At 42.9% G+C, this 22,293-nt stretch carries 20 protein-coding genes and 1 pseudogene; 15 read left to right on the top strand and 6 right to left on the bottom strand.

Features of this window, described 5'->3' with window-relative positions; translation table 11 throughout:
- Nucleotides 1–201 precede the first annotated feature (201 nt).
- The 5 genes from rlmKL to rmf all read left to right on the top strand — a co-directional run bounded on the left by rlmKL (nt 202) and on the right by rmf (nt 6,584).
- Nucleotides 202–2,328 carry a bifunctional 23S rRNA (guanine(2069)-N(7))-methyltransferase RlmK/23S rRNA (guanine(2445)-N(2))-methyltransferase RlmL gene (gene rlmKL, locus ATB76_RS23595; protein ID WP_061036188.1) on the top strand — a complete coding sequence of 709 codons (2,127 nt, stop codon included), beginning with the start codon at nt 202–204 and terminating at the stop codon, nt 2,326–2,328.
- A 22-nt stretch (nt 2,329–2,350) separates the two neighbouring features.
- Entirely contained in the window at nt 2,351–2,602 is a 252-nt protein-coding gene (locus tag ATB76_RS23590; RefSeq protein WP_042603388.1) for a glutaredoxin family protein, read from the top strand.
- A complete protein-coding gene (locus ATB76_RS23585) occupies nt 2,580–4,499 on the top strand; it encodes an ABC transporter ATP-binding protein (RefSeq protein WP_038872963.1) in 1,920 nt (639 codons plus the stop codon). The genes ATB76_RS23590 and ATB76_RS23585 overlap by 23 nt, the downstream gene beginning before the upstream one ends.
- A gap of 7 nt (nt 4,500–4,506) precedes the next feature.
- Nucleotides 4,507–6,240 (top strand): DUF3466 family protein, encoded by a 1,734-nt coding sequence (locus ATB76_RS23580; RefSeq protein ID WP_061036187.1) that lies wholly within the window; start codon nt 4,507–4,509, stop codon nt 6,238–6,240.
- 170 nt (nt 6,241–6,410) lie between these two features.
- Nucleotides 6,411–6,584: a ribosome modulation factor gene (rmf, locus tag ATB76_RS23575; protein ID WP_005532367.1), complete on the top strand. Its 174-nt coding sequence runs from the start codon at nt 6,411–6,413 to the stop codon at nt 6,582–6,584.
- Nucleotides 6,585–6,713: 129 nt separating this feature from the next.
- Here rmf and fabA read toward each other — a convergent pair whose 3' ends face one another.
- Both fabA and ATB76_RS23565 read right to left on the bottom strand, forming a co-directional pair.
- Nucleotides 6,714–7,232 carry a bifunctional 3-hydroxydecanoyl-ACP dehydratase/trans-2-decenoyl-ACP isomerase gene (gene fabA, locus ATB76_RS23570; protein ID WP_038872958.1) on the bottom strand — a complete coding sequence of 173 codons (519 nt, stop codon included), beginning with the start codon at nt 7,230–7,232 and terminating at the stop codon, nt 6,714–6,716.
- A gap of 70 nt (nt 7,233–7,302) precedes the next feature.
- Nucleotides 7,303–8,943, bottom strand: coding sequence for a Lon protease family protein (locus ATB76_RS23565; protein WP_061036186.1), 1,641 nt, complete (start codon nt 8,941–8,943; stop codon nt 7,303–7,305).
- A gap of 211 nt (nt 8,944–9,154) precedes the next feature.
- Between ATB76_RS23565 and matP the strand changes: the two genes are divergently transcribed.
- From matP to ATB76_RS23545, 4 genes are all read left to right on the top strand, one after another.
- A complete protein-coding gene (gene matP, locus ATB76_RS23560; RefSeq protein WP_038872954.1) occupies nt 9,155–9,604 on the top strand; it encodes a macrodomain Ter protein MatP in 450 nt (149 codons plus the stop codon).
- 11 nt (nt 9,605–9,615) lie between these two features.
- On the top strand, nt 9,616–9,927 hold the full coding sequence (locus ATB76_RS23555) for a DUF3634 family protein (RefSeq protein WP_038872952.1): 312 nt from the start codon (nt 9,616–9,618) through the stop codon (nt 9,925–9,927).
- 113 nt (nt 9,928–10,040) lie between these two features.
- Nucleotides 10,041–10,364, top strand: a complete 324-nt coding sequence (locus ATB76_RS23550; protein WP_042605483.1) for a hypothetical protein — start codon at nt 10,041–10,043, stop codon at nt 10,362–10,364.
- A 131-nt stretch (nt 10,365–10,495) separates the two neighbouring features.
- Nucleotides 10,496–11,710 carry an HDOD domain-containing protein gene (locus ATB76_RS23545; RefSeq protein WP_061036185.1) on the top strand — a complete coding sequence of 405 codons (1,215 nt, stop codon included), beginning with the start codon at nt 10,496–10,498 and terminating at the stop codon, nt 11,708–11,710.
- Nucleotides 11,711–11,811: 101 nt separating this feature from the next.
- Here ATB76_RS23545 and ATB76_RS23540 read toward each other — a convergent pair.
- The 4 genes and pseudogenes from ATB76_RS23540 to ATB76_RS23525 form a co-directional block, all read right to left on the bottom strand.
- Nucleotides 11,812–12,189 (bottom strand): annotated as a pseudogene (locus tag ATB76_RS23540) (ISNCY family transposase); the annotation flags it as partial.
- 300 nt (nt 12,190–12,489) lie between these two features.
- Nucleotides 12,490–14,220: an ATP-binding protein gene (locus ATB76_RS23535; protein ID WP_042600810.1), complete on the bottom strand. Its 1,731-nt coding sequence runs from the start codon at nt 14,218–14,220 to the stop codon at nt 12,490–12,492.
- Nucleotides 14,210–15,397 (bottom strand): FIST N-terminal domain-containing protein, encoded by a 1,188-nt coding sequence (locus ATB76_RS23530; RefSeq protein ID WP_042600809.1) that lies wholly within the window; start codon nt 15,395–15,397, stop codon nt 14,210–14,212. Before ATB76_RS23530 ends, ATB76_RS23535 begins: the two co-directional genes overlap by 11 nt.
- A 113-nt stretch (nt 15,398–15,510) precedes the next feature.
- The gene (locus ATB76_RS23525) at nt 15,511–15,867 is read right to left on the bottom strand and encodes a hypothetical protein (protein WP_038881928.1); all 357 of its coding nucleotides are present in this window, start codon (nt 15,865–15,867) and stop codon (nt 15,511–15,513) included.
- A 256-nt stretch (nt 15,868–16,123) separates the two neighbouring features.
- Here ATB76_RS23525 and ccoN point away from each other — a divergent pair, with 256 nt between their 5' ends.
- The 6 genes from ccoN to ATB76_RS23495 all read left to right on the top strand — a co-directional run bounded on the left by ccoN (nt 16,124) and on the right by ATB76_RS23495 (nt 22,278).
- A complete protein-coding gene (gene ccoN, locus ATB76_RS23520) occupies nt 16,124–17,551 on the top strand; it encodes a cytochrome-c oxidase, cbb3-type subunit I (RefSeq protein ID WP_033006505.1) in 1,428 nt (475 codons plus the stop codon).
- Nucleotides 17,552–17,563: 12 nt separating this feature from the next.
- Nucleotides 17,564–18,184 (top strand): cytochrome-c oxidase, cbb3-type subunit II, encoded by a 621-nt coding sequence (gene ccoO / locus ATB76_RS23515; protein ID WP_038872939.1) that lies wholly within the window; start codon nt 17,564–17,566, stop codon nt 18,182–18,184.
- 9 nt (nt 18,185–18,193) lie between these two features.
- Nucleotides 18,194–18,370, top strand: coding sequence for a CcoQ/FixQ family Cbb3-type cytochrome c oxidase assembly chaperone (locus tag ATB76_RS23510; RefSeq protein ID WP_009706108.1), 177 nt, complete (start codon nt 18,194–18,196; stop codon nt 18,368–18,370).
- Nucleotides 18,370–19,344 carry a cytochrome-c oxidase, cbb3-type subunit III gene (gene ccoP / locus ATB76_RS23505; protein WP_042600806.1) on the top strand — a complete coding sequence of 325 codons (975 nt, stop codon included), beginning with the start codon at nt 18,370–18,372 and terminating at the stop codon, nt 19,342–19,344. Before ATB76_RS23510 ends, ccoP begins: the two co-directional genes overlap by 1 nt.
- Before the next feature lie 89 nt (nt 19,345–19,433).
- A complete protein-coding gene (locus tag ATB76_RS23500) occupies nt 19,434–19,910 on the top strand; it encodes a FixH family protein (RefSeq protein ID WP_038881926.1) in 477 nt (158 codons plus the stop codon).
- Between the two features lie 4 nt (nt 19,911–19,914).
- A complete protein-coding gene (locus tag ATB76_RS23495) occupies nt 19,915–22,278 on the top strand; it encodes a heavy metal translocating P-type ATPase metal-binding domain-containing protein (RefSeq protein ID WP_061036183.1) in 2,364 nt (787 codons plus the stop codon).
- The last annotated feature ends 15 nt before the right edge of the window (nt 22,279–22,293 follow it).

Below are 22,293 nucleotides of genomic sequence, written 5' to 3'. Positions count from 1 at the left end.
TATTCACTCCTTCTGGAGAGCTTGTTTTTATTAGGTAATGAAAAAGAGACTTATTTCTTGATGACAGGCGTTGTGTTTTGACTTTCAGCGGGAAGGGTTGGTGATGGATTGCGCTAACAAATCGAAAAAGCCTTTAAAAACGAGGCATTGATCGTAAAGTCAGGTATAATCAAAGCCATTTTTTATCGACGAAAGAACACTATGAATCAATATCTCGCGGTAACTTCAAATGGCATGGAAAACTTGCTGGTTGAAGAACTGACTAAACTAGGCATTGAAAACGCCAAACCAGTACAGGCAGGCGTAAAATTTAAAGCAACGAATGAGCAGATTTACCGTTGCTGTTTGTGGAGCCGCTTGGCGTCTCGATTTGTACGTGTTTTATCGGAGTTTACCTGTAACGACGACATGGACCTTTACCTGTCAACGTCTGCAATCAACTGGGTAAACCAATTCCATAGCTCAAAGCGTTTTGTGGTTGACTTCAACGGTACTAACCGCGAAATCCGCAACAGCCAGTATGGTGCAATGAAAGTAAAAGATGGCATCGTAGACTGCTTCGAGAAAAAAGGGCTCCCTCGTCCTAACATCAGTAAAGAGAACCCGGATATCCGTGTTCACGTCCGTCTGCATAAAGACAAAGCGATTCTTGGTGTCGATATGGTGGGTAGTGGTCTTCATCAACGTGGTTACCGTCCAGAATCTGGCCGAGCTCCACTTCGTGAAACGCTAGCCGCAGCTATTATCATGCGCAGCGGTTGGGACACTCACCAACCGCTTTTGGATCCTATGTGTGGTTCTGGTACTTTATTGATTGAAGCAGCAATGATGGCCGCTAACATGGCCCCAGGTGTTAAACGTAAACAGTGGGGCTTTGAAGCGTTAGAAGACTTCGAACCTGAGCTTTGGGCAGAGATTAAATCTGAAGCTAATGTACAAGCTCGTCGTGGCGTCAAAAAAGTTGACGCTAAGTTTTTCGGCTTCGATAACGACCCAAGAGTTCTGAAAGTAGCGCAAGACAATGCTCGCAGAGCTGGTGTCGAAGAGTTGATTGAATTCGCTCAGGGTGATGCTGCAACTCTTACCCGTCCGGCTGGTTTCGAAGCAGGCGTTATCGTTTCTAACCCTCCTTATGGTGAACGTCTTGGAACTGAGCCAGGTCTGATTGCGCTATACACAGCATTTGGTGGCCAATTAAAAGCAGAATTTGGCGGTTGTAACGCGTCTATCTTCTCTAGTTCAGACGAACTATTAAGTTGTCTTCGCATGCGTGCTGATAAACAGTTTAAACTGAATAACGGTGCGTTACCGTGTCACCAGAAGAACTACAGCATTGCAGAGCGTAGCGCTGATGAAGTGAAGGGAGCGAACGGTAGCACAGTTCAAATCGCACCTGACTTCTCAAACCGTTTGAAGAAAAACATTGGTAAGATTGGTAAGTGGGCTCGTAAAGAGAAGTTAGACTGTTACCGTATCTATGACGCAGACCTTCCAGAATACAACGTAGCAATCGACGTTTACGGCGACCAAATTGTGATTCAGGAATACGCAGCTCCGAAGAATATCCCAGAAGAGAAAGCGAAACGCCGTTTGACCGATATCATCCGTGCCACAATTCAGGTGACAGGTGTTGAGGCGAATAAAGTTGTTCTTAAAGTTCGTGAAAAGCAGAAAGGTCGTAGCCAGTATCAAAAATTAGGTCAGGAGTCTGAAACTCTTGAAGTGAACGAGTACGGCGTGAAGTTGATCGTAAACCTTCACGACTATCTAGACACAGGTCTGTTCTTGGATCATAAAATCACTCGTCGTCGCTTGGGTGAAATGGCTCAGGGTAAAGACTTCCTTAACTTGTTTGCTTATACAGGTAGCGCAACCGTACACGCAGCAATGGGTGGCGCACGTTCGACAACCACGGTAGATATGTCGAATACTTATCTGAACTGGGCAAAAGACAACATGCAGTTAAATGGTCGTGTTGGTCGTCAACACCGTTTTGAACAAGCAGATTGTTTGCAATGGTTAGAGAATGCGAAAGGCGAGTATGATTTGATTTTTATTGACCCACCGACATTCTCCAACTCTAAGCGTATGGAAAGTTCATTTGATGTGCAGCGTGATCACATTAAGCTGATGACCAATCTCAAGCGTTTGTTGCGTTCAGGTGGCACGATCGTTTTCTCAAACAATAAACGCCACTTTAAAATGGATGAAGCTGCGTTGGCAGAGTTAGGGCTAAAAGCGCAGAATATTTCTTCGCAAACATTGCCACTAGACTTCTCTCGCAATAAACATATTCACAACTGTTGGTTAGTGTCTCACGTAGAATAAACAAAGGATTAAAGATAAAAGGATGTTACAAGCGTTCACACTATACAGCACTGAAGGATGCCATCTCTGTGAGATGGCACATGACCTTATGGGTCAGGCAGGTCTCGCCGAACACACAAACATTGTCGATATTGCACTAGATGATGAACTCTTCTCGCGTTACGGCGTCACAATCCCTGTGTTAAAATATCAAAATTCTGAGTTGAACTGGCCGTTTGACTTGGAACAACTCAAAAATTGGTTGGAAAATAATGGCATTACTTACCATTCATAATGCACAACTTGCATTTGGGGACCATCCACTGCTTGATAAAGCAGAATTTGCTCTACAAGAAAACGAACGGGTTTGTTTAGTAGGGCGAAATGGTGCTGGTAAATCAACTTTGATGAAAGTACTCGCTGGAGACATTTTGCTTGATGATGGCAAAATTCAAGTGACTCAAGATGTGGTGGTTTCGCGTTTAGAACAGGATCCCCCTCGTAACCAAGAGGGCACGGTTTACGAATTTGTGTCTGGCGGGTTGGCAGAAGTCGGCGATTTACTCAAGATCTACCATGATCTTCTTGATCTTGTTACGCATGACCCGAGCGAAAAGAACATTAATCGTCTTGCAAAAGTGCAAGAACAACTCGACCACTTGAACGCTTGGCGTTTTGATGACCGCGTTAATAACGTTTTGGGCGCTCTCAAGCTGAGTCCCGAAACAAAATTGACGGATTTGTCCGGTGGTTGGCAACGTAAAGCAGCACTCGCGCGTGCGCTTGTATGCGATCCAGATGTATTGCTTTTGGACGAACCGACGAACCACCTTGATGTGACCACCATTGAGTGGTTAGAAGGCTTCCTCAAAGACTTTAAAGGTTCGATCATCTTTATTTCGCACGACCGCACGTTTATCAAGTCAATGGCAACGCGTATTGTCGATCTCGACCGCGGTCAATTAGCATCATTCCCTGGAGATTACGAGAACTACCTTGTAGAGAAGGAAGAGATGCTTCGTGTTGAAGAAATGCAAAATGCAGAATTCGACAAAAAACTTGCTCAAGAAGAAGTGTGGATTCGACAAGGCATTAAAGCACGTCGAACTCGTAACGAAGGCCGAGTAAGAGCTCTAAAAAAATTACGTGAAGAACGCAGTGACCGCCGTGAAGTTCAGGGTAAGGTAAACTTAAACATCGATGATGCCTCTCGTTCAGGCAAGATTGTCTTTGAAGCAGAGAATATCTCTTTTGCTTTTGACGGTAAAAATATCGTTGATAACTTCAGCTTCAACATTATGCGCGGCGATCGTATTGCACTAATTGGTCCTAACGGCTGCGGTAAAAGTACCGTGCTCAAGCTGCTATTAGGTCAGTTAGAAACTCAAGGCGGCCGTTTGCATTGCGGTACAAAACTCGAGGTGGCTTACTTCGACCAGTACCGAGAAATTCTCGATCCTGAAAAAACGGTTATCGATAACCTAGCAGACGGCAAACAAGAAGTGATGGTTGGTGGTCGCCAGCGTCATGCATTGAGTTATTTACAGGATTTCTTGTTTGCTCCGAAACGTGCTAGAACGCCAGTTAAAGCACTTTCAGGTGGTGAAAAGAACCGTTTGTTACTTGCTCGTATATTGTTGAAACCAAACAATTTACTTATTCTTGATGAACCAACTAACGATTTGGATATCGAAACGTTGGAACTTTTAGAAGAAATGCTTGCCAATTATCAGGGTACGTTACTATTAGTTAGCCACGATCGTGAGTTCGTCGACAACACAGTAACGACCAGTTGGATTTTTGAAGGTAACGGTATAATTGAGGAATTTGTTGGTGGTTATCACGATGCAAGACAGCAACGTGAACAAGCTCTTGCTTCGCGCAGCTCGGTTGAAAAAACAGCGAAGAAAGAGAAAGTGGTTGAGGAAACTCCCAAAACTACGCAACCTAAGAACAACTCGAAGAAGTTATCGTATAAGCTGCAAAGAGAATTAGAGGCTCTTCCAGCTAAACTAGAACAATTAGAGTCGGATATTGAGGCACTACAAGAACAGGTGAATGACCCATCGTTTTTTGCCAAATCTGTAGAAGAAACTCAACCGGTATTGGAACAGCTCACTGCTGTAGAGCAGGAGTTGGAAATCGCATTCGAGAGATGGGAAGAACTCGAAGCAATGCAACAGGACAGTTAAGAATTCGATGAATTGTAGTAACAAATTCAAATTGACCGCCGTCGCGATGATGGTTGGCACGGCAATGAATGCGAATGCAGCATTGTATCAAGTGGTTGAGGTGGATCCTGGAGTCAACGGGGACAATATTGATTACTCAACAGCTTATGGTGTCGCGATCCAACAGGGGGATGTAGAAAACCCTGGTACAGATGCTCCGTATGCCTTAGGTTGTTTCAACGATTCAGCAGGGTGTACGCCAGAACAATTCAAGCTTGCTCTCGAGACTCGTACAACACCGTTATCTGCAAGTGAAGCCGTTGATGGTGTTAGCTACCGAGAGGAAGTGCCTTTTGCGATGGACTCTGGCTTCTATTATGTACAAGAATATGACGACTTCGAACGCTATTGTTACAACGAACGTCGTTATTCAACATGTGAGTCCTGGGCATCAGTTCATTGGCAGCCATGGAGTAAAGAGCTAAGTAAAGACTTTACAACAAATGCTTTTGCATTCGTCGAAGGCGATGAAAACGCTTACGAAAACAAATACAACAATGTCATTAACAGCCTTACCGAGGACGGAGAGGCTGTTGGTAACCAAAGTATTGTGAGTAGCTCTGATTCTTCTGAATTGGAAACTCGAAACACAGTAGTAGCTCCTGTTCTTCCAACAATAGTCCCAAGCGATGAAGATGCAACCGTCGTCGCTAGCCGTGCATGGCGTACTGATGGCAAGTTTACGGTAGGTAGTATCTCAGAGAAAGCCTCAAACGATAACGGGACCCATCACACATCAAAAGCAGCGATTTGGGATCAAACTGGAGCCGTCAGTCAGGTTGAATGGCCAAGCGGAACTGCGAAAGATGGTGAGCGTTTAGCGCAAGGCAGCATGCGTGGTATCGCTGAAAGTGGTAACAAGGTGTATGGCGTAGGTTACAACACTTACAAAGATGACAACTACATGAATGCGACTGTTTTTGTTGGTACATTGCCGACAGCAGGTTCTATCGCAGGCGTTACTTGGGAAAATAAACAAGTTAGTGGTGCACAGCAACGTATAGATGGTGATACAGTCCATTCAAACTCTCGCTTAACCGACGTCAATGACAATTTTGTCGCCATTGGTGAAGCAAAACGTTCCGGTGGTTATTTAATGCCAACAGGCTCTGCTCCTAATCGATTGTTTATCGTTGATAACGTGACTGCTGAGTCTGTTAGTGCGTTTTATCCAACAACAGGGATTTTCTTCAGTGGCGCCGGTGGTCACATGGGTAGTATTAACGCTTACAATGAAATTGTGGGTCAGTTAGATGCAGAGGCCACTCGTGAAGATGATGGTAAACCTCGCCGTAAACGTGGTTTCATTTATCCGTATACCCAAGATGGACAGCTGACAAGTGATCGTTCTACAACACTATTTGATGGTAAGCCATGGTTCTTAGATAACTTAACGAATGGTGGTGATCACTCTGATGAGAACAATGCATTCCGTATCATTAATGCTACGGACATCAACGATGCAGGCGTAATTTCCGGTACAGCGATGATGTGTAGTGGTGGCTATAAAACGACCTCGCATAACTCGTCATGTGATGGTGAAGAGAAGATCGTTGCCGTTAAGCTAATCCCAATTGCTGGGGCAACGGCTGCTGATATTGAAACGCGTAGCGTTGAAGAAGATTCGGCAGAACGACAAGGTGCGGGTCTAGGTTGGTTGGCTTTGACCATGCTAGGTTTGTTCGGGTTCCGTAGAAAATAGTCAGTATTTTTTAAATCAAGCAGAGGCTCACAGAAATGAGCCTCTGTTTTTTTATGCCTTGAGAAAATCCTCAAATTGATCGATTCTTATAAGTGGAGTCATAAAAGCTCCATCAAAGTTTCACAATATCAGCTGTACGTTAGTAAATGGACCTGTATGAGGAATTAACTATGAAGAGACAAAAGCGTGATCGCCTAGAACGAGCTCAATCTCAAGGCTATAAAGCTGGGTTGAATGGGAGGTCTCAAGAGGCTTGTCCGTATCAACAAATTGATGCTCGGTCATATTGGTTAGGTGGTTGGCGTGATGCCAGAGATGAAAAACAATCTGGTCTCTACAAATAACTCTCCACATACAAACAGAAGGATTTGAAAAGGCTCTTTAAGAGCCTTTTCTACATTTGTAACGAGGATGAATGTAGAAATGAAAAAGGCCCCAAAAAGGAGCCTTAAGAATAATCTGTAAGCAGGGGATTAAAAGCTAGAAGTATCTTGGAATAAACCAACTTTCAAATCTTTCGCAACGTAGATCTCTTTACCATCAACACATACACGACCATCAGCTAAGCCCATTACAAGCTTGCGGTTAACAACGCGTTTCATGTGGATTTCGTACGTTACTTTTTTCGCTGTTGGTAGGATTTGGCCAGTAAATTTAACTTCGCCGACACCTAGAGCACGACCTTTACCTTTGCCGCCAACCCAACCGAGGAAGAAACCAACCAGTTGCCACATTGCATCTAGACCAAGACAGCCTGGCATTACTGGGTCGCCAGGGAAGTGGCAATCAAAGAACCAAAGATCCGGAGTAATGTCCAACTCTGCAAGGATCAAACCCTTACCGAAATCCCCTTCAGTTTCAGACATTTTACTGATGCGATCCATCATTAGCATGTTCGGCGCAGGAAGCTGTGGATAACCAGGACCAAACAGCTCTCCTTGGCTAGAGGCTAAAAGATCATCACGGTTATAAGAATCACGTTTGTTTTGCATTATCAATTACTCCAATTTTTGATAGCTGCATCTTAGTGAACACGTGTACGCTAAACAACTCCGATCAGTACTAGACAAACCAGTTTTTGATGCGCTCCACAATTCCTAAAGGATGCTCATGTCTTTCAAAGTTTTCAATACGTTCGGCGATCTTGCCAATGATGCTGTCATCTTCACCACGGAATGGCTTCGACATCAGAATTGGGATAGCTTCATCTACCGTAGAAACCGACCAAATATGGAACTCGCCATTTTTAATGCTTTCTATTACATCTTTATGTAGCGCAAGGTGTTTAAGGTTTGACTTAGGTAAAATAACCCCTTGCTCCCCGGTAAAGCCTTGGTGCTTACAGACTTGGTAAAAACCTTCGATTTTTTCATTTAAGCCGCCAACGGCTTGGACACGGCCAAATTGGTCAACCGCACCAGTAACCGCAATTTGTTGGTCAACGGGAGACTCAGACAGGGCACTCACCAAACAGCACAATTCCGCTAATGAGGCGCTATCGCCATCAACTTCACTGTAAGATTGCTCAAATACAATAGATGCAGAATATGGCAGAGGCTCATCAAGGTTTAACGCCGAGCTCAGGAATGCTTGCATGATCATCATACCTTTGGCGTGCAAGTTACCGCCTAATTCCGCTTTTCGTTCAACGTCGGAGATATCACCATCACCAAAATGAATCACACAAGAAATGCGAGCGGGCTCTCCGTAAGAAACAGGGTGTCCGGCCATATCAATAACGGTTAGGCCATTGATCTGCCCAACTTGTTCACCGGTAGTTTCAATGATCACTTGCCCATCAAGAATGTCGTCAACGGCCCGCTGTGGTAGATATGACTCACGATAGTATTTGTCATCAATGGCAGCATCAATCGATGTAAAATTGATAGTGTCACATTCAGTATATTGACTGGCTAAACTAATCAATTGATTGTGCCAAAGAACACCAAGAGGTAGGTAATGTTGATCTTCCGTATAACGCATACCGGCAAGCATTAAGCGTTTAAATGCCGAATCGTCCAAACTAGGGTGCTGATATTTTTTACATATCCAATTCACTAAGCCGAAATAAAGAGCGAGGCTACGCTCAGAGATGTGAATATCTTCTTCTACTTCGGTGTACATAGTCATTCCCGTAGAAAAATCGTCATCTACAAACTCAATCTCTGCCAATTGAGTTCGGTCACCTGTGATGATCAACTTAACGTCATAATGCTGAGCTACAAAAGGTGAGGATGCAATACGATTCGGGGTTAAGTTAATCGGAGCAAAAGCTTCCCCTTGTATCGCAGCTTTCACACTCGGCCATCTTACTGCGTTTGCCAAAATGAGGTTAGCAGGAACGATTAGATAGCCACCATGAGCCTTCGATAATAAGCCATTCTCGAAAGTTGATTGACCTTCAGTATTGACGCTATATCGATCAAATAGATCTTTTGCGTCTAGAGACTCTGTTGAAACCACTGGCAAAGACGCAATATCGATTACAGCTTCTCGAACGAATTCACGGTAAATTGCATTATCTGCGCAGTTTACGAGTAGGACTCTTGTGAGGCCATTTACCCGAGCAAATCGACTCAACGTTGCCGTCAAGCGAGGTTGTAGGTCAGTGAACGTCTTTGCAGGGAGAAATGGGGCGGTTTCTAATAGTGCTTCATATGGCTTAAATGAAGGAGTTACGTCTTGCCAGTCAAGTTGGTTCATTAATAATCGTCTTAATTCAATGTTGAGGTCATTATAACGAAACGTCCTATAACTCCATAGCGAGAATTTGAGCAATATAAAAATACTGAATATTCATATGATTAAACCTTCGACAAATGAGTGATCAACATCGATACTTTATGGAGTTTTAATTGCTGTATAGCAACATCTGGGTTACGCTGTCACCAGATGTGTTTTAAGGGTCGAAAGGATGAAATATCAGCAGCTTGAAAATCTAGAGTGTGGTTGGAAATGGAAATATCTGATCAAAAAATGGAAAGATGGTGAGTCGATCACCAAGTATATTGATACCAGTGAAGCGGATGCTGCCGTTGCAGAACTACGAAAATTAGAACATGAACCAACTTTAGTGCTTGCTTGGATTGAAAATCATATGTCTGAAGAGTTAGAGAATAAACTCAAACAGGCAATTCGTGCCAAGCGTAAACGCCATTTCAATGCTGAACAAGTTCATACCAAAAAGAAATCGATTGATCTTGACTATCGAGTTTGGGAGAAACTGTCAAATCGTGCGAACGAGTTAGGTTGTACACTCTCTGACGCAATTGAATATTTACTCTCAGAAGCTTCTCGCAGTGAGAAGGCCAGTCAAAAAGTAACCTCGATTAAAGAAGATTTAAATAAACTATTGTCTAGTTAATGGAGTATCAAATGCTTTATGTAATCTTGATTGCTGCTGTTGTTATTTTTTGGCTTATCGCTGTAGATAGACCTGTCTTAAAAATATCGTTTGAGAAAGGGCACATTACAAAAGTGAAAGGTCATATTCCTCCTTCCTTTAAACACAACTTGCAAGACATTGCTGAGCATGACCCTTTTGATGGTGAGATGAAAGTTTATAATCAGCGAACAGGAATGCGTTTGACCTTTTCGAAACAAGTTCCGAAGAAAGTGCAGCAGCGAATTCGTAACGTCTTCCCTCATCAAGGCTTTAAGTCAAGCAAAGGGAAAAAAAGAGCTTAAGAAAACTATCAGTTACTTATTCTTGTTAAATGGGGCGCATTAATTGCGCCCCGTTTTATATCTATTAAGTCAGTAAGTTAGAGTTTTTCTTTTATGAATCATAAGGAAGCTCCATGCGATACACTGTCACTTTAATCTGTTTTTTAATTGGGGCATCAGCCGCGAAAGCCGATGATTCAGAGACGAACCCCATTGCAAAGAAAATTAAAACAGAATTGCAAAAGAAGACCAATAGACGATTTGATAGCTATGAAGGTTATTGTGACCTAATGATTGAGATGGAGCATAAAGGTAAGACTGCGAAGATTAAAAAAGTAAAGGGAAGTGGTGATAAAAGCGTATGTAAATTTGCAAAATCAAACTTAAAAATTGGTAAACGATATCGTTATAAGTTTGCGGAAAAATACATACGACTTCACATAACAACGGGTGATTAGCATTCACTAATAATATTTCGATAACTTGGATATATTTATAAGTGGAATTAATGTCACATTCCATTTACTGCTTGTGTCTTTATAGATAAACTTGCCAACAGGAAAATAAAAACAACGTTAGGAATAGCAGTTTGTTGCTCACGCAGAAAAACTATACACCAGAAGCAATGGACATCGCAGTCAAGGTATCGAAAGAAGTCGAACTTAGACATGCCAAGTGGCTAGCTAGTATGAATCACCAAGTGGATCAGTCACAAGTGGATAAGCTCCTTAGTTTACAGGGGCGATATTGTGACGACGTGATCTTTAGTGAAGAAGACAGAATCACGCGCAACCAAAGAATACTTCTCATGTGCGAACAAGAGCGAGTAAAAGAAAAGCGCCAAATCGTGGAAGACAAGCAGAAAACACTGCAAAAAGTCATCAGCGATGTATCGAAAGTCGCCGATCGAATGTTAATGAAAAAGCTTGAAACGCTTCCAATTGATAAATTATCGAGCATTATACCCGCATTTGAGCTGTTCGCATCGTTTGCCTATTCTCCATCTCTAAGCTTTTCAAAACTGACAGACTTGGCTAACAATAGCCATCAGCTAAGCTCAACGATTATAGACCTGATTGAAAACTCAAGACTGCGTGAGCGAGGAAGTGCTGCTAAAACTAGTTCAGATGCAAGAGTCGCGATTGGTCGCCTTGGAATTGAAAATTGCCGCAAACTATTCCCAGTTTTAATGGCGCGCCCAATGATGAGATGGTCAGATAGTAATACTAAAATCCTGACTCCCAAGTTTTGGCAACAATTGGTTTTGACTGCCAACGTCACCAAAATGCGATTGGAATCGGCAGATGTTCAAGATTCCGATTGTGGTGCTTTGATCGGAACGCTTCGTAGCTTAGGTAGCATCGTATTGATTAATCACTTCACAGATACGTTTGAAGACGCACTCATTGAAGTCATGCTGAACTATAGAAAAACGAACAGGAAAGATGAGTATTATGCCTGTGCAGATGTCCGACCAAATTCCGCTTTTTTGCCTAAAGTCATTGTCGATATGGAAGCTCTGGTGACAAAAAGACTTTTAGAAAACTTTCAATGGCCGAAGAATGTAGAACATATAAAAGTTGCTGTTCTTGAAGACATCGAAAGCAAACCCATCTTAGAGCGTAGTGTCTATGGCGCAGCATTAGCGCAGGCTAGGGCATATGCAATCTATGATGGATTATCAAGAAGTGCGGTGTTTGCAGAAAAGCACAAACCATTTTGGTTTGCTAACGTCCAGATATCGGCGGAAGCATTATCATTAATTAGAATGAGTGCTCCAGGGAAGATGACTCTTATGATATAAAGAAGCGACAGTGTCACAAAAAGTTTGAAGCGACTATATCAAGTCGCTTTTTTAATGTCGTAATAAATAGAACTGAATAACACAAGGTTACGTCGTCACGGTCCTTCAAACCAATCGTGGTGCGATCCATCAATTTGAATGAGTTCGCCTAAACAATCACGTCGGTAGCGAGGTTGGTAAACTTTAGGTTTGCGTTGCGAATGAGGCGTCCATAAACCATCTGCAATCATCCAACTTCGTAAGGTCTCGTTAGATACTGGAAGGCTATGTAACTCAAATAGTTTTTCTCTAGCAAGCGTTGGAGAAAAATCAGAATAGTGATCACGAATCAGTTTTAAAACTGTGTCTCGGTAGTCACTGGGATAGCGGTTATTACTTGGCTTACCTCGAGCTTGGTGAGTCAATCCTACAGCACCGAATTCTCTCAGGCGATTCATAAGCCTTTGAACTTGGCGAACACTCAAATAGTCACTAGCATCTTAAACGCATCCTTAGCTGGTTGTAAGCAAAGCTTAGTGACTACGAGCTAAAGAGACATTTTAACTTTGGTAAATAGTGACATTACAACTTTGCGCCTACACTTTCAGTGCGCATTATGTATATTATGTTAAATGCAGTATAGACGTACGCCAAATCTTCTCTACATTGGTCTCCTATCCCTCTCAGATTTCAAATTCAGACATCGTTTGTTAGGTTCATTAAACATAATGGTGATTTACCATAAAATACTTAATATAGATCTTAATAATCTTGCGATTGTTAAGATCTATATTAAGGAGCTATGCAGTTTCTACTAGTGACTGAATCACTTCATAAATATCTTGCCTGCGAACTGGCTTTGAAATGAAGCCATCCATTCCGGCCTTCAAACACATTCTCTTATCACTCTCCAACGCATGGGCTGTCAGAGCAATGATGGGAATTGAAATCCTTTTTTTTCTGATAAGTCTTGTCGCTGTTATGCCATCCATTACCGGCATTGAAACATCCATGAGTACCATGTCGAGTTCTTGGCTATTTTGCTCCAAGAATTTGATGGCCTCAGATCCGTTGTTTGCTATACAAACATTATGTCCCAACTTATTTAGAATCAGTTTGATCACCAACTGATTTGATTCGGTATCTTCGACAATAAGTATATTCAGAGCCTTCGATGGTCTGTTCGCTTCAATCTTTACTGGGCGCTCTTGGTTACTACGTGTGAGAACTGGAATCCTTATAGAGAAATGAGACCCGACATTTTCTTTACTGCTCACGGAAATCGAACCACGCATCATTTCCACTAAATGTTTGGTAATTGCAAGCCCCAAACCTGTACCACCAAAACGACGCGTGATTGATCCATCACCTTGATGAAATGCAGTAAATAAGTGATTCAATTTTGCCTTTGGAATACCTATACCGGAATCCATAACTGAAACTTTAAGTTCGTTATTTTGTTCTTCGACCGTAACATTAACTTCACCAAAGTCAGTGAACTTTATGGCATTCCCGATCAGGTTGAACAACACCTGAGAAAGCCTGGTGGAATCTATCCAATATTGTTTACTTTTTTCTAATCCGAAGCTTAAATTAAAGTTCAAATTTTTACTGGTAGCTACTTGTTTTTGTTGGGAAATAACAAATGTTACAGCGTCACTCAAATCAACCCACTGTTCATTTAATTGAAAGCTGCCCGACTCTATCTTAGATAAATCAAGGATGTCACTGATGATCGCTAATAGGAGTTCTGCCGAGCATTCCATTTGATCAAGGACTTCGGACTGGTCATCGGTAAGCATGGATTGGCGCAGTATATCTAACATTCCCAATACCGAGTTTAACGGCGTTCGAATCTCATGACTCATCATGGCAAGAAATTCAGATTTCGATTGGTTTGCCTTTTCCGCTTCTTCTCTTGCTCTGGCGAGTTGAGATGTACGCACGTCAACGATACGTTGTAACTTCTCTTTGGTTTCAATATCTATAACAGCGCGTTCAATTAAGGGGCTAAAGCGTCTTAATGTCTCTTTGTTCTCGATGCTAAAATGCCCTTTTTGAGCACCGATCAATAAGATGATATTTTGGGTTACCTCGGTTCTAATCCCAGTTAAGACAACTGAATTAACATGGCTTTGTATGAAGCTGTTAAGGTTTTCAAACTCACGTAACCTTAGCGGCTCAAACAGTAAAATACACTCACCGTTTAAAGCTCGCTCGGAAACGCTACCCTGTAACCAATCTAAGTTATCGAACACACTATTTGTAGAGATTAAGGTTTTAAATGCGTCTCTAGTATGGTCTCGAGTGATCACGATGAAGTCATCAAAATTGATGTACTTTTTAAGTACGTTGTTAAGGCCGGAAAATATCTCGTGTCGATTTCGAGCCTCACTCATTGCAGAGATAGCAGATAGAATGGCTTTGTTTTCATCTGCCAGAAGTTTTTCTCGTTGCCTTGCTTCTTTAAGTTCGACTAACGCTTCTTGCAACGCTTCTTGTTGATATATCTCTAAATATTTATTTTTCATAAGGTTTATGGAAAATCGCTGATGATATCATCAAGTTTCCATGTCCATTTTCACCACCAATGAATCTTCCTTGCTCACCAAATGTGAATGGGCAAATAAAAGGCAGGTGTTCTAATTCTTGGTTAATTTGTTCGCAAACACTGTTTATATCTTGCTTTAAGTGCAACATAGGACCAGCACAAAAGATATTGATCACACCTATTTTTCGAGACTCTTCTAATTTTTGATTAAAAGCGGCATTAACAACCCTTGCAGCTCTTGCAATTAGATGCTCCCTACTCCCTTTCATTAGCGTTAATTGCTCGCCTTCTTCGATAGTTGTGAACAACTCGATGCCACCGTGTGAGGTCTCGCGAATGGGATGGGACAGCTTGTAATAAGGCCTTTCATATAAGTACCCGGCAACACGACCTAACGGGTAAGCACTGGCATTAGTAAACAGAAATTGTTCGTTATCTGGTTGATTATTTTGGTGGTTTGTCCATCTTCGATAAACATCTAGTGCTGGCTCACCGTCAATTTCTAATAAACATCGGTTATGGGTTTTCGTTGCAGTTCCCGTAATATCCGTTGGGGAATGCCCTGCACTAAACGCAATATCGACAGGTTGAGATGAATAAAATAGTGTTAAGCTAATGCCAGCTTTTTCACTTCCTTGCGTGGTTATAATAGACCAGTTCCCTTCTATGTTATTGTCGGCAGAAGAGCCGCCAATAATGGGAACCAAAGTACCAAACCGCTGATCGATCGCTTCAATTACAGCCTCTTCATTTCCTGGCGTGGCATGTAAAAGAATAAGGTTGGGTACCTCGCCGAGCCGGTTAGCATGAGATAAGGCCATGTTCAGCGCTTCATCCACATAAGTATCGACAGAATCACCACATTTCGAAATTCCAGTACCATAGGAATGTGGCCCCGAATCATAGATAGCCAGAACGGCGATGACTGGTCCACGATGGTAACCTTGGTTAGTCATAATTGCCTGACACGAGCTCGCACCGTGGAGGGACTGTTTAGGAAACAGCTCTCGAAACGCTGATTGAATAGCACGGAAGTCATACTCCTCAGTGTAATAGCAGATGAGGTGAGAGAGGTTCTCTTCAAAGAGTTCCGTGCGAAATTTCTTAATCGCTAAATATTCGTCTGTAATATGAGTAAATAATGATTGGCACTGCATACGAGTTTAATTATTGTGTGATCTTTAACCGTTATACCATTACGACAATATAGCGCTAGACAATAAAGTAATAATTGTATAAAGAAGCGTCATTATCTCGCGTCAGATCTGATTTATAAATGAACTTGGACAATGTTTTCGCTTATTTTGAAATTAATTACTCGAGTCTCAGAAATATCACTCCAATTACTCTGGCGATATTTATCCGACAGATCTATAAACTCACCAGATTGATTTAGATCAATTTTTATACTGCCATTTTCTGTGCTTTCGATCGAAAAGCCATCAGAACCCTTGTTTATCGTGATTTTTTCTGTTCCGATTGTTACATCACATCGTTGTTTTTGTGAACAATCCACAACGCTACTCGTCTCATAAGTAAAGGTTCTCCAGAAAAATGCACCAATTAAAAGACTGAGCATGATTAAGATTTGTGCAAGTCTTGCCTTTGTTAACTTTTGTGCAGCCATAATTCCTAATATCCTTGTTACAAACTTCAAACTTTTTAAATAAAAAATGATTTCCAGAGGCCTAGTAAGGTTACTACTCTGTCATTGAATTGTTAATTCAAGTATAGTGACTCGCTGAAAATGCCACTTTTTATTAAAGTCAGCAATGGAAATAAAGTGATGATAACACTTAAATTCTAGAGTTTACTTGGGTGGTGTTACGACGCAAGTCGTGTTGGAAGTAAAGTGTAGTTAATTAGAAATTGGAAGCATGCAAATGAGCCAAGTAAAGCAGCTTGAACAAAACTACAACTATACAGTCGTTCGCCAATTTACCCTTGTGACCATTTTATGGGGCATAGTTGGTATGGCTGTTGGTGTTTTGATTGCCGCTCAATTAGTTTGGCCACAGCTAAACTTTGATACGCCGTGGTTGACGTACAGTCGTTTACGTCCACTGCATACTAATGCGGTAATTTTTGCGTTTGGTACCAGTGCTCTGTTCGCAACATCTTATTATGTTGTTCAGCGCACCTGTCAAACACGTCTTTTTGGTGGCCCACTCGTTGCCTTCACCTTTTGGGGATGGCAAGCAATTATCCTAGCCGCAGCAATCACCTTACCTTTAGGTTTTACCTCAGGTAAGGAGTACGCTGAGTTAGAATGGCCTATTGATATTGCAATCGCGATTGTATGGGTATCTTACGCGGTCGTGTTCTTTGGAACATTGGTCAAACGTAATACGTCTCACATCTATGTGGCTAACTGGTTCTTCGGTGCCTTTATCCTCACAGTAGCAGTACTTCACATCGTGAACAGTATGGCAATTCCAGTATCGCTTGGTAAATCTTACTCGATTTACTCCGGTGCCGTGGATGCGATGGTTCAATGGTGGTATGGACACAATGCGGTAGGTTTCCTACTAACCGCTGGTTTCCTTGGTATGATGTACTACTTCGTCCCTAAACAAGCTGAACGTCCTGTTTACTCTTACCGTTTATCTATTGTTCACTTCTGGGCACTGATCTCTCTGTACATTTGGGCTGGTCCTCACCACCTGCATTACACAGCACTACCTGACTGGACTCAGTCTCTAGGTATGGTGATGTCTTTGGTTCTATTTGCTCCATCTTGGGGTGGTATGATCAACGGTATCATGACGCTGTCTGGCGCATGGCATAAGCTTCGCTATGACCCTATCCTACGTTTCCTAATCGTTTCGTTGTCTTTCTACGGTATGTCTACCTTTGAAGGTCCAATGATGTCTATCAAGACTGTAAACGCACTATCGCACTACACCGACTGGACCATTGGTCACGTTCACTCCGGTGCTCTAGGTTGGGTTGCTATGGTTTCCATTGGTTCTGTATATCACCTTGTTCCTCGTCTATTTGGTCAAGAGCGCATGTACTCTGTTAGCCTAATCAATGTTCACTTCTGGTTGGCAACTATCGGTACAGTTCTTTACATCGTAGCAATGTGGATTTCTGGTGTGATGCAAGGCCTAATGTGGCGTGCAGTTAACTCTGACGGCACACTGACTTACAGCTTTGTAGAATCTGTAGAAGCATCTTACCCGTTCTACTTCGTACGTTTCTTAGGTGGTTTCATCTTCCTATTCGGTATGTTCTTAATGGCATACAACACGTACAAAACAGTAACGGCGCCTAAAGAAAGCCTAAAAGCTATCCCTCAACCGGCATAAGGAGATTAAAGAATGAGTAATAATTCGAATAATCGCCACGAAATCCTAGAACGTAATGTCGGTTTGTTGGCAATTTTCATCGTCTTTGCAATTAGTTGGGGTGCGCTCGTAGAAATCACTCCTCTAATTTTCCAGAAGCAAACGACGGAGCCTGTAGAGAACCTACGCGCTTACACTCCTCTGGAAATGGAAGGTCGTGATATCTACATCCGTGAAGGTTGTAACGTTTGTCACAGTCAGATGATTCGTCCTTTCCGCTCTGAAACAGAGCGCTACGGTCACTACTCTGTAGCCGGTGAAAGTGTTTGGGAACACCCATTCTTATGGGGTTCTAAGCGTACTGGTCCAGATTTGGCTCGTGTAGGCGGACGTTACTCTGATGAGTGGCATCGTGTTCACCTTATTGATCCTCGTGAACTAGTACCTGAATCAAACATGCCTGGTTTCCCTTGGCTAGAAGAGAACGTACTAGACGGCAAACTGACGCAGAAGAAACTAGAAGTATTCCGCAACCAGTTCGGTGTTCCGTACACGGATGAACAAATCGCGAATGCGGCTAAAGATGTAGAAGGTAAAACAGAGATGGATGCAATCATCGCTTACCTTCAGTCTCTTGGTCATGCAATGAAGTAAGGGGGTTACATGGATTTCGGTACAATTCATAGTATTTATACCGTAGTACTCTTCGCGAGTTTCATTGGCATCGTATGGTGGGCATTTGGTAAGAAACGTAAAGCACGTTTCGAAGAAGATGCTAACTTGGTGTTTGCAGACGAAGAGCAAAAAACGACCCCAAATAACCAAGGAGTGAAGAAGTAATGACTACATTCTGGAGTCTCTGGATTATCGTGATTACTGTCGGTACGCTGGTAGGCTGTGCGATCCTCTTGACTTGGTGCGCTAAAGATAAAATGGGCGTCGAGGAAGGGGAAGACATGGGCCACGAGTACGATGGTATTCGCGAGCTTAACAACCCTCTGCCAAAATGGTGGACATACTTATTTGTGAGCACGTTTGTGTTTGCAGCTGTGTATCTAACTCTATTTCCAGGTCTAGGTAGCTTTAAAGGCGTCCTCAACTGGCAGAGTTCAGATCAAACCGTACGTACGTTGGAAGAATCTAAAGAAGCCATCGCACGAGCACAAGAAAACAAGCAGCTTAACCAATATGCTAAAGAGCTTGATGATGCAGATGCTTACTTCGGAGAAGCGTTCCGTGCACTTGCTCATAATTCAGAAGGTCTACGCCCTATTCCTGAGATTGCGCAAGATCCTGAAGCGATTAAAGTTGGTCAACGTTTGTTCCTACAGAACTGTTCGCAATGTCACGGTTCTGATGCTCGCGGTCAGAAAGGCTTCCCTAACCTAACTGACGACGCGTGGTTATACGGTGGCGAGCCAGCAGCTATTGTTACTACTATCATGCAAGGCCGTATCGGGCAGATGCCTGCGTGGAAAGATGCACTTGGCGAACAAGGTGTTCAAGAAGTAGTAAGCTACACGCTAAGCCTATCTGGTCGTAAAGTGAATGCACGTGAAGCGGAAGCTGGTAAAGCTCGCTTTGTAGTGTGTGCAGCTTGTCACGGCACAGATGGTAAAGGTAACCCTGCTGTAGGTGCACCTGACCTAACTGACCAAGACTGGTTATTCGGCGATTCACGCGCTGCAGTAACAGAAACAGTTATGAACGGTCGCTCTGGTGTGATGCCAGCTTGGAAGGACATTCTAGGCGAAGACAAAGTTCAACTTGTCGCGGCATACGTCTGGAGTTTAAGCAACTCTGACAATAAGTAACATTTCAATAACAGCCCCTTTCATAGGGGCTGTCTTTCCTTTAAATTTAAAGCCTTACATTTTTTCATTTAGCTGTTGAGAACTTTTTTATGGTAAAGCCTTGGTATAAACAATTTTGGCCGTGGTTCCTGATCATCCTACCTCTAACTGTGGTGATTTGGACAATCGTTACTGTGGTCGTATTCGCCAACAACTCGGTATCTTTGGTCGCTGAGGATTACTATAAAAAAGGCAAAGGTATCAACATCGACATCAGTAAAATGAATGTCGCTCGAGACCTTGGTCTTAACGCTACCGTTTCATCAGATGATAACACGGTAGTTATCTCTTTTAACAAAGGGGAACTGCCGCACTTCCCTGCGCTAACCGCGACGTTTACACACCGCACGTTGCCAGACCGTGATTTTACTAAGCTTCTCACTGCCGATGCGAAAGGCAACTATCGTTTGACGCAAGAAGACTCTATTCAAGGTCCTTGGTTTGTTGAACTTGAACCACACAACAAAGAATGGATGATTCAAGGTCGAGTTGAATTCCCTGCACAACCAACAATATTAATGAAGTAAGTCTATGTGTAAATCCTGTTATCACTGCGGTGAAGATGTACCAGCCAACACGGATTTCAAAGTAGAAATATTGGGTGAAATTCGCGACATGTGTTGCCCGGGTTGTGAAACTGTGGCACAGACCATTGTCGAGAGTGGGCTCGTCTCCTACTACCAATACCGCACTGCACCAGCTGAAAAAGCAGATTTAGTTCCGGAACAGCTCCAAGCGCTGATTCATTATGATAATGAAGAAGTGCAATCGGAGTTTGTTCGTAATAATGAGAACACCTCTGAAGTCACGCTTTCCTTGGATGGCGTTTCTTGCGCAGCTTGCGCTTGGCTAATCGAAAAGCAAGTCTCGGGCGTAAAAGGCTTAGTGTCTATCCGTGTAAATACCACCACGAACCGAGCTTTACTTGCGTGGGATAAAACACAAGTTCGTCTCAGCGAATTGCTCTCTGTGATTCACAAACTCGGTTATAAGGCTGCACCTTTTGAAGCGGATAAACAAGAAGCCGCATATCACCACACAATGAAGCAATACCTGTATCGCTTAGGCATTGCAGGCCTTGCAACCATGCAAGTAATGATGTTAGCAGTGGCGTTGTATCTGGAAGTTTTTGGCGATTTAGAGCCGGAGTTTAAAAACTACTTCCGATGGGTAAGCTTAATCTTCGCAACTCCTGTACTGCTCTATTCTGCGCTTCCCTTTTACCTCAATGCATGGCGAAGTATTAGAGGACGAACGCTTGGTATGGACGTTCCTGTGTCCATCGCATTAATCTTTGCTTATGTGGCAAGTCTAGTCGCAACGGTGACAGAGCAAGGTGAAGTATTCTTTGAATCCATCTCGATGTTTACTTTTTTCTTGTTGGTTGGTCGATTCTTAGAAATGCGTGCTCGTCGCAAAGCCGCGGCTGCTAGCGGTAACCTTCTTAAACTCATCCCTGCGATTGCCACCACGTTAGACGGTGAACAAATCCCAGTTAAAACACTAAAGGTCGGCGATCGCATTCGCGTTCTTCCTGGCGAACATATTCCTGCCGATGGCAAAGTGATTTCTGGTCGTATCCATATCGACGAGTCTATGCTGACCGGAGAGTCTGTTCATGTAGTTAAGAAGGCGGGAGATGCCGTTTATGCGGGCACATTGAATGGCGAGGAGTCTTTCGATCTCGAAGTGACGAATTCAAAAGCAGATTCGATGATTTCTAATATCGTTCGTCTTCAAGATGAAGCTCAGCATTCTAAGCCTAAAATCGCCGAAATTGCCGACGTAGTAGCACGTTATTTTGTCGGCGCGATTCTAATCATTTCAGCTGGCACGTGGCTTTACTGGCACCAAACCAAACCTGATGATGCGTTCTGGATTATGCTGTCTGTTTTGGTAGCGACTTGTCCATGCGCCCTATCCTTAGCAACGCCAACCGCACTAACTTGTGCAACCTCTCGAATGGGTAATTTTGGTATTTTGCTACGTAAAGGCCATGTTTTCGAAACGTTGTGTAAGATTAATCATCTTGTCGTAGATAAGACAGGTACGCTGACCAAAGGCGACATCGAAATTAATCAAACTCAAACCTTCGCTAGCTTTAACGAAGGTGAAGCACTTGCGATCGCATCGGCACTTGAAGCGCACGCAAACCATCCTATTGCTCGGGCATTCTCAGGGTTTGGTCAAGAAGACGTTACTGTAAGTAATGTTCAAAACATCATTGGTTCTGGCATTCAAGGTAATTGGAACAATAAGACAGTAAAGATCGGCAGTGCTACTTTTGTGGTTGGTGAGAACCGAGATGAAAGCAACGCCGTCTATCTCTCCGTCGACGAAAAACACGTTGCGACCTTCTATTACCGTGACCCGATTCGTAAAGAGAGCAAAGCATTCATCCAGCGTTTTGCGGATGCAGGTATCAAGACAACGCTATTGACAGGTGATTCTTCGCAAAACGCTCAACCAGTTGCTAACGAAATGGGTATTGACCATGTGATCGCCTCAGCAAAACCAGAAGACAAACTCGCGTATCTTCAAGGACTAGATAAAAACGACATCACTATGATGGTCGGTGATGGCATTAACGATGCACCTACTCTTGCAGGTGCACACCTATCCGTTGCGATGGGTGGTGGTACGGATGTCGCCAAAGCTTCTGCAGATATGACCCTTCTAGGCGATAATTTAGAGAAGCTATTAGAAGCAAGATTACTTGCGATACGTACAAGAAAGATAATCCGAGAAAACTTGGCTTGGTCTTTAGGTTACAACCTGCTAATTTTGCCATTGGCAGTTGCAGGTCTTGTCGCACCTTATGTTGCCGTTGTTGGTATGTCTGCGAGTTCTATCATTGTAGTATCCAACTCATTGCGACTGCTTAAAGAGAAGTAAAGTAAGAGAGCTAAC

It is taken from the genome of Vibrio sp. MOR3 (genome assembly GCF_001557775.1).
In the GTDB taxonomy this organism is placed as follows: domain Bacteria; phylum Pseudomonadota; class Gammaproteobacteria; order Enterobacterales; family Vibrionaceae; genus Vibrio; species Vibrio jasicida.
The sequence above is the reverse complement of the archived record's forward strand: the minus strand, read 5'-3'. Positions and strand labels throughout refer to the sequence as shown.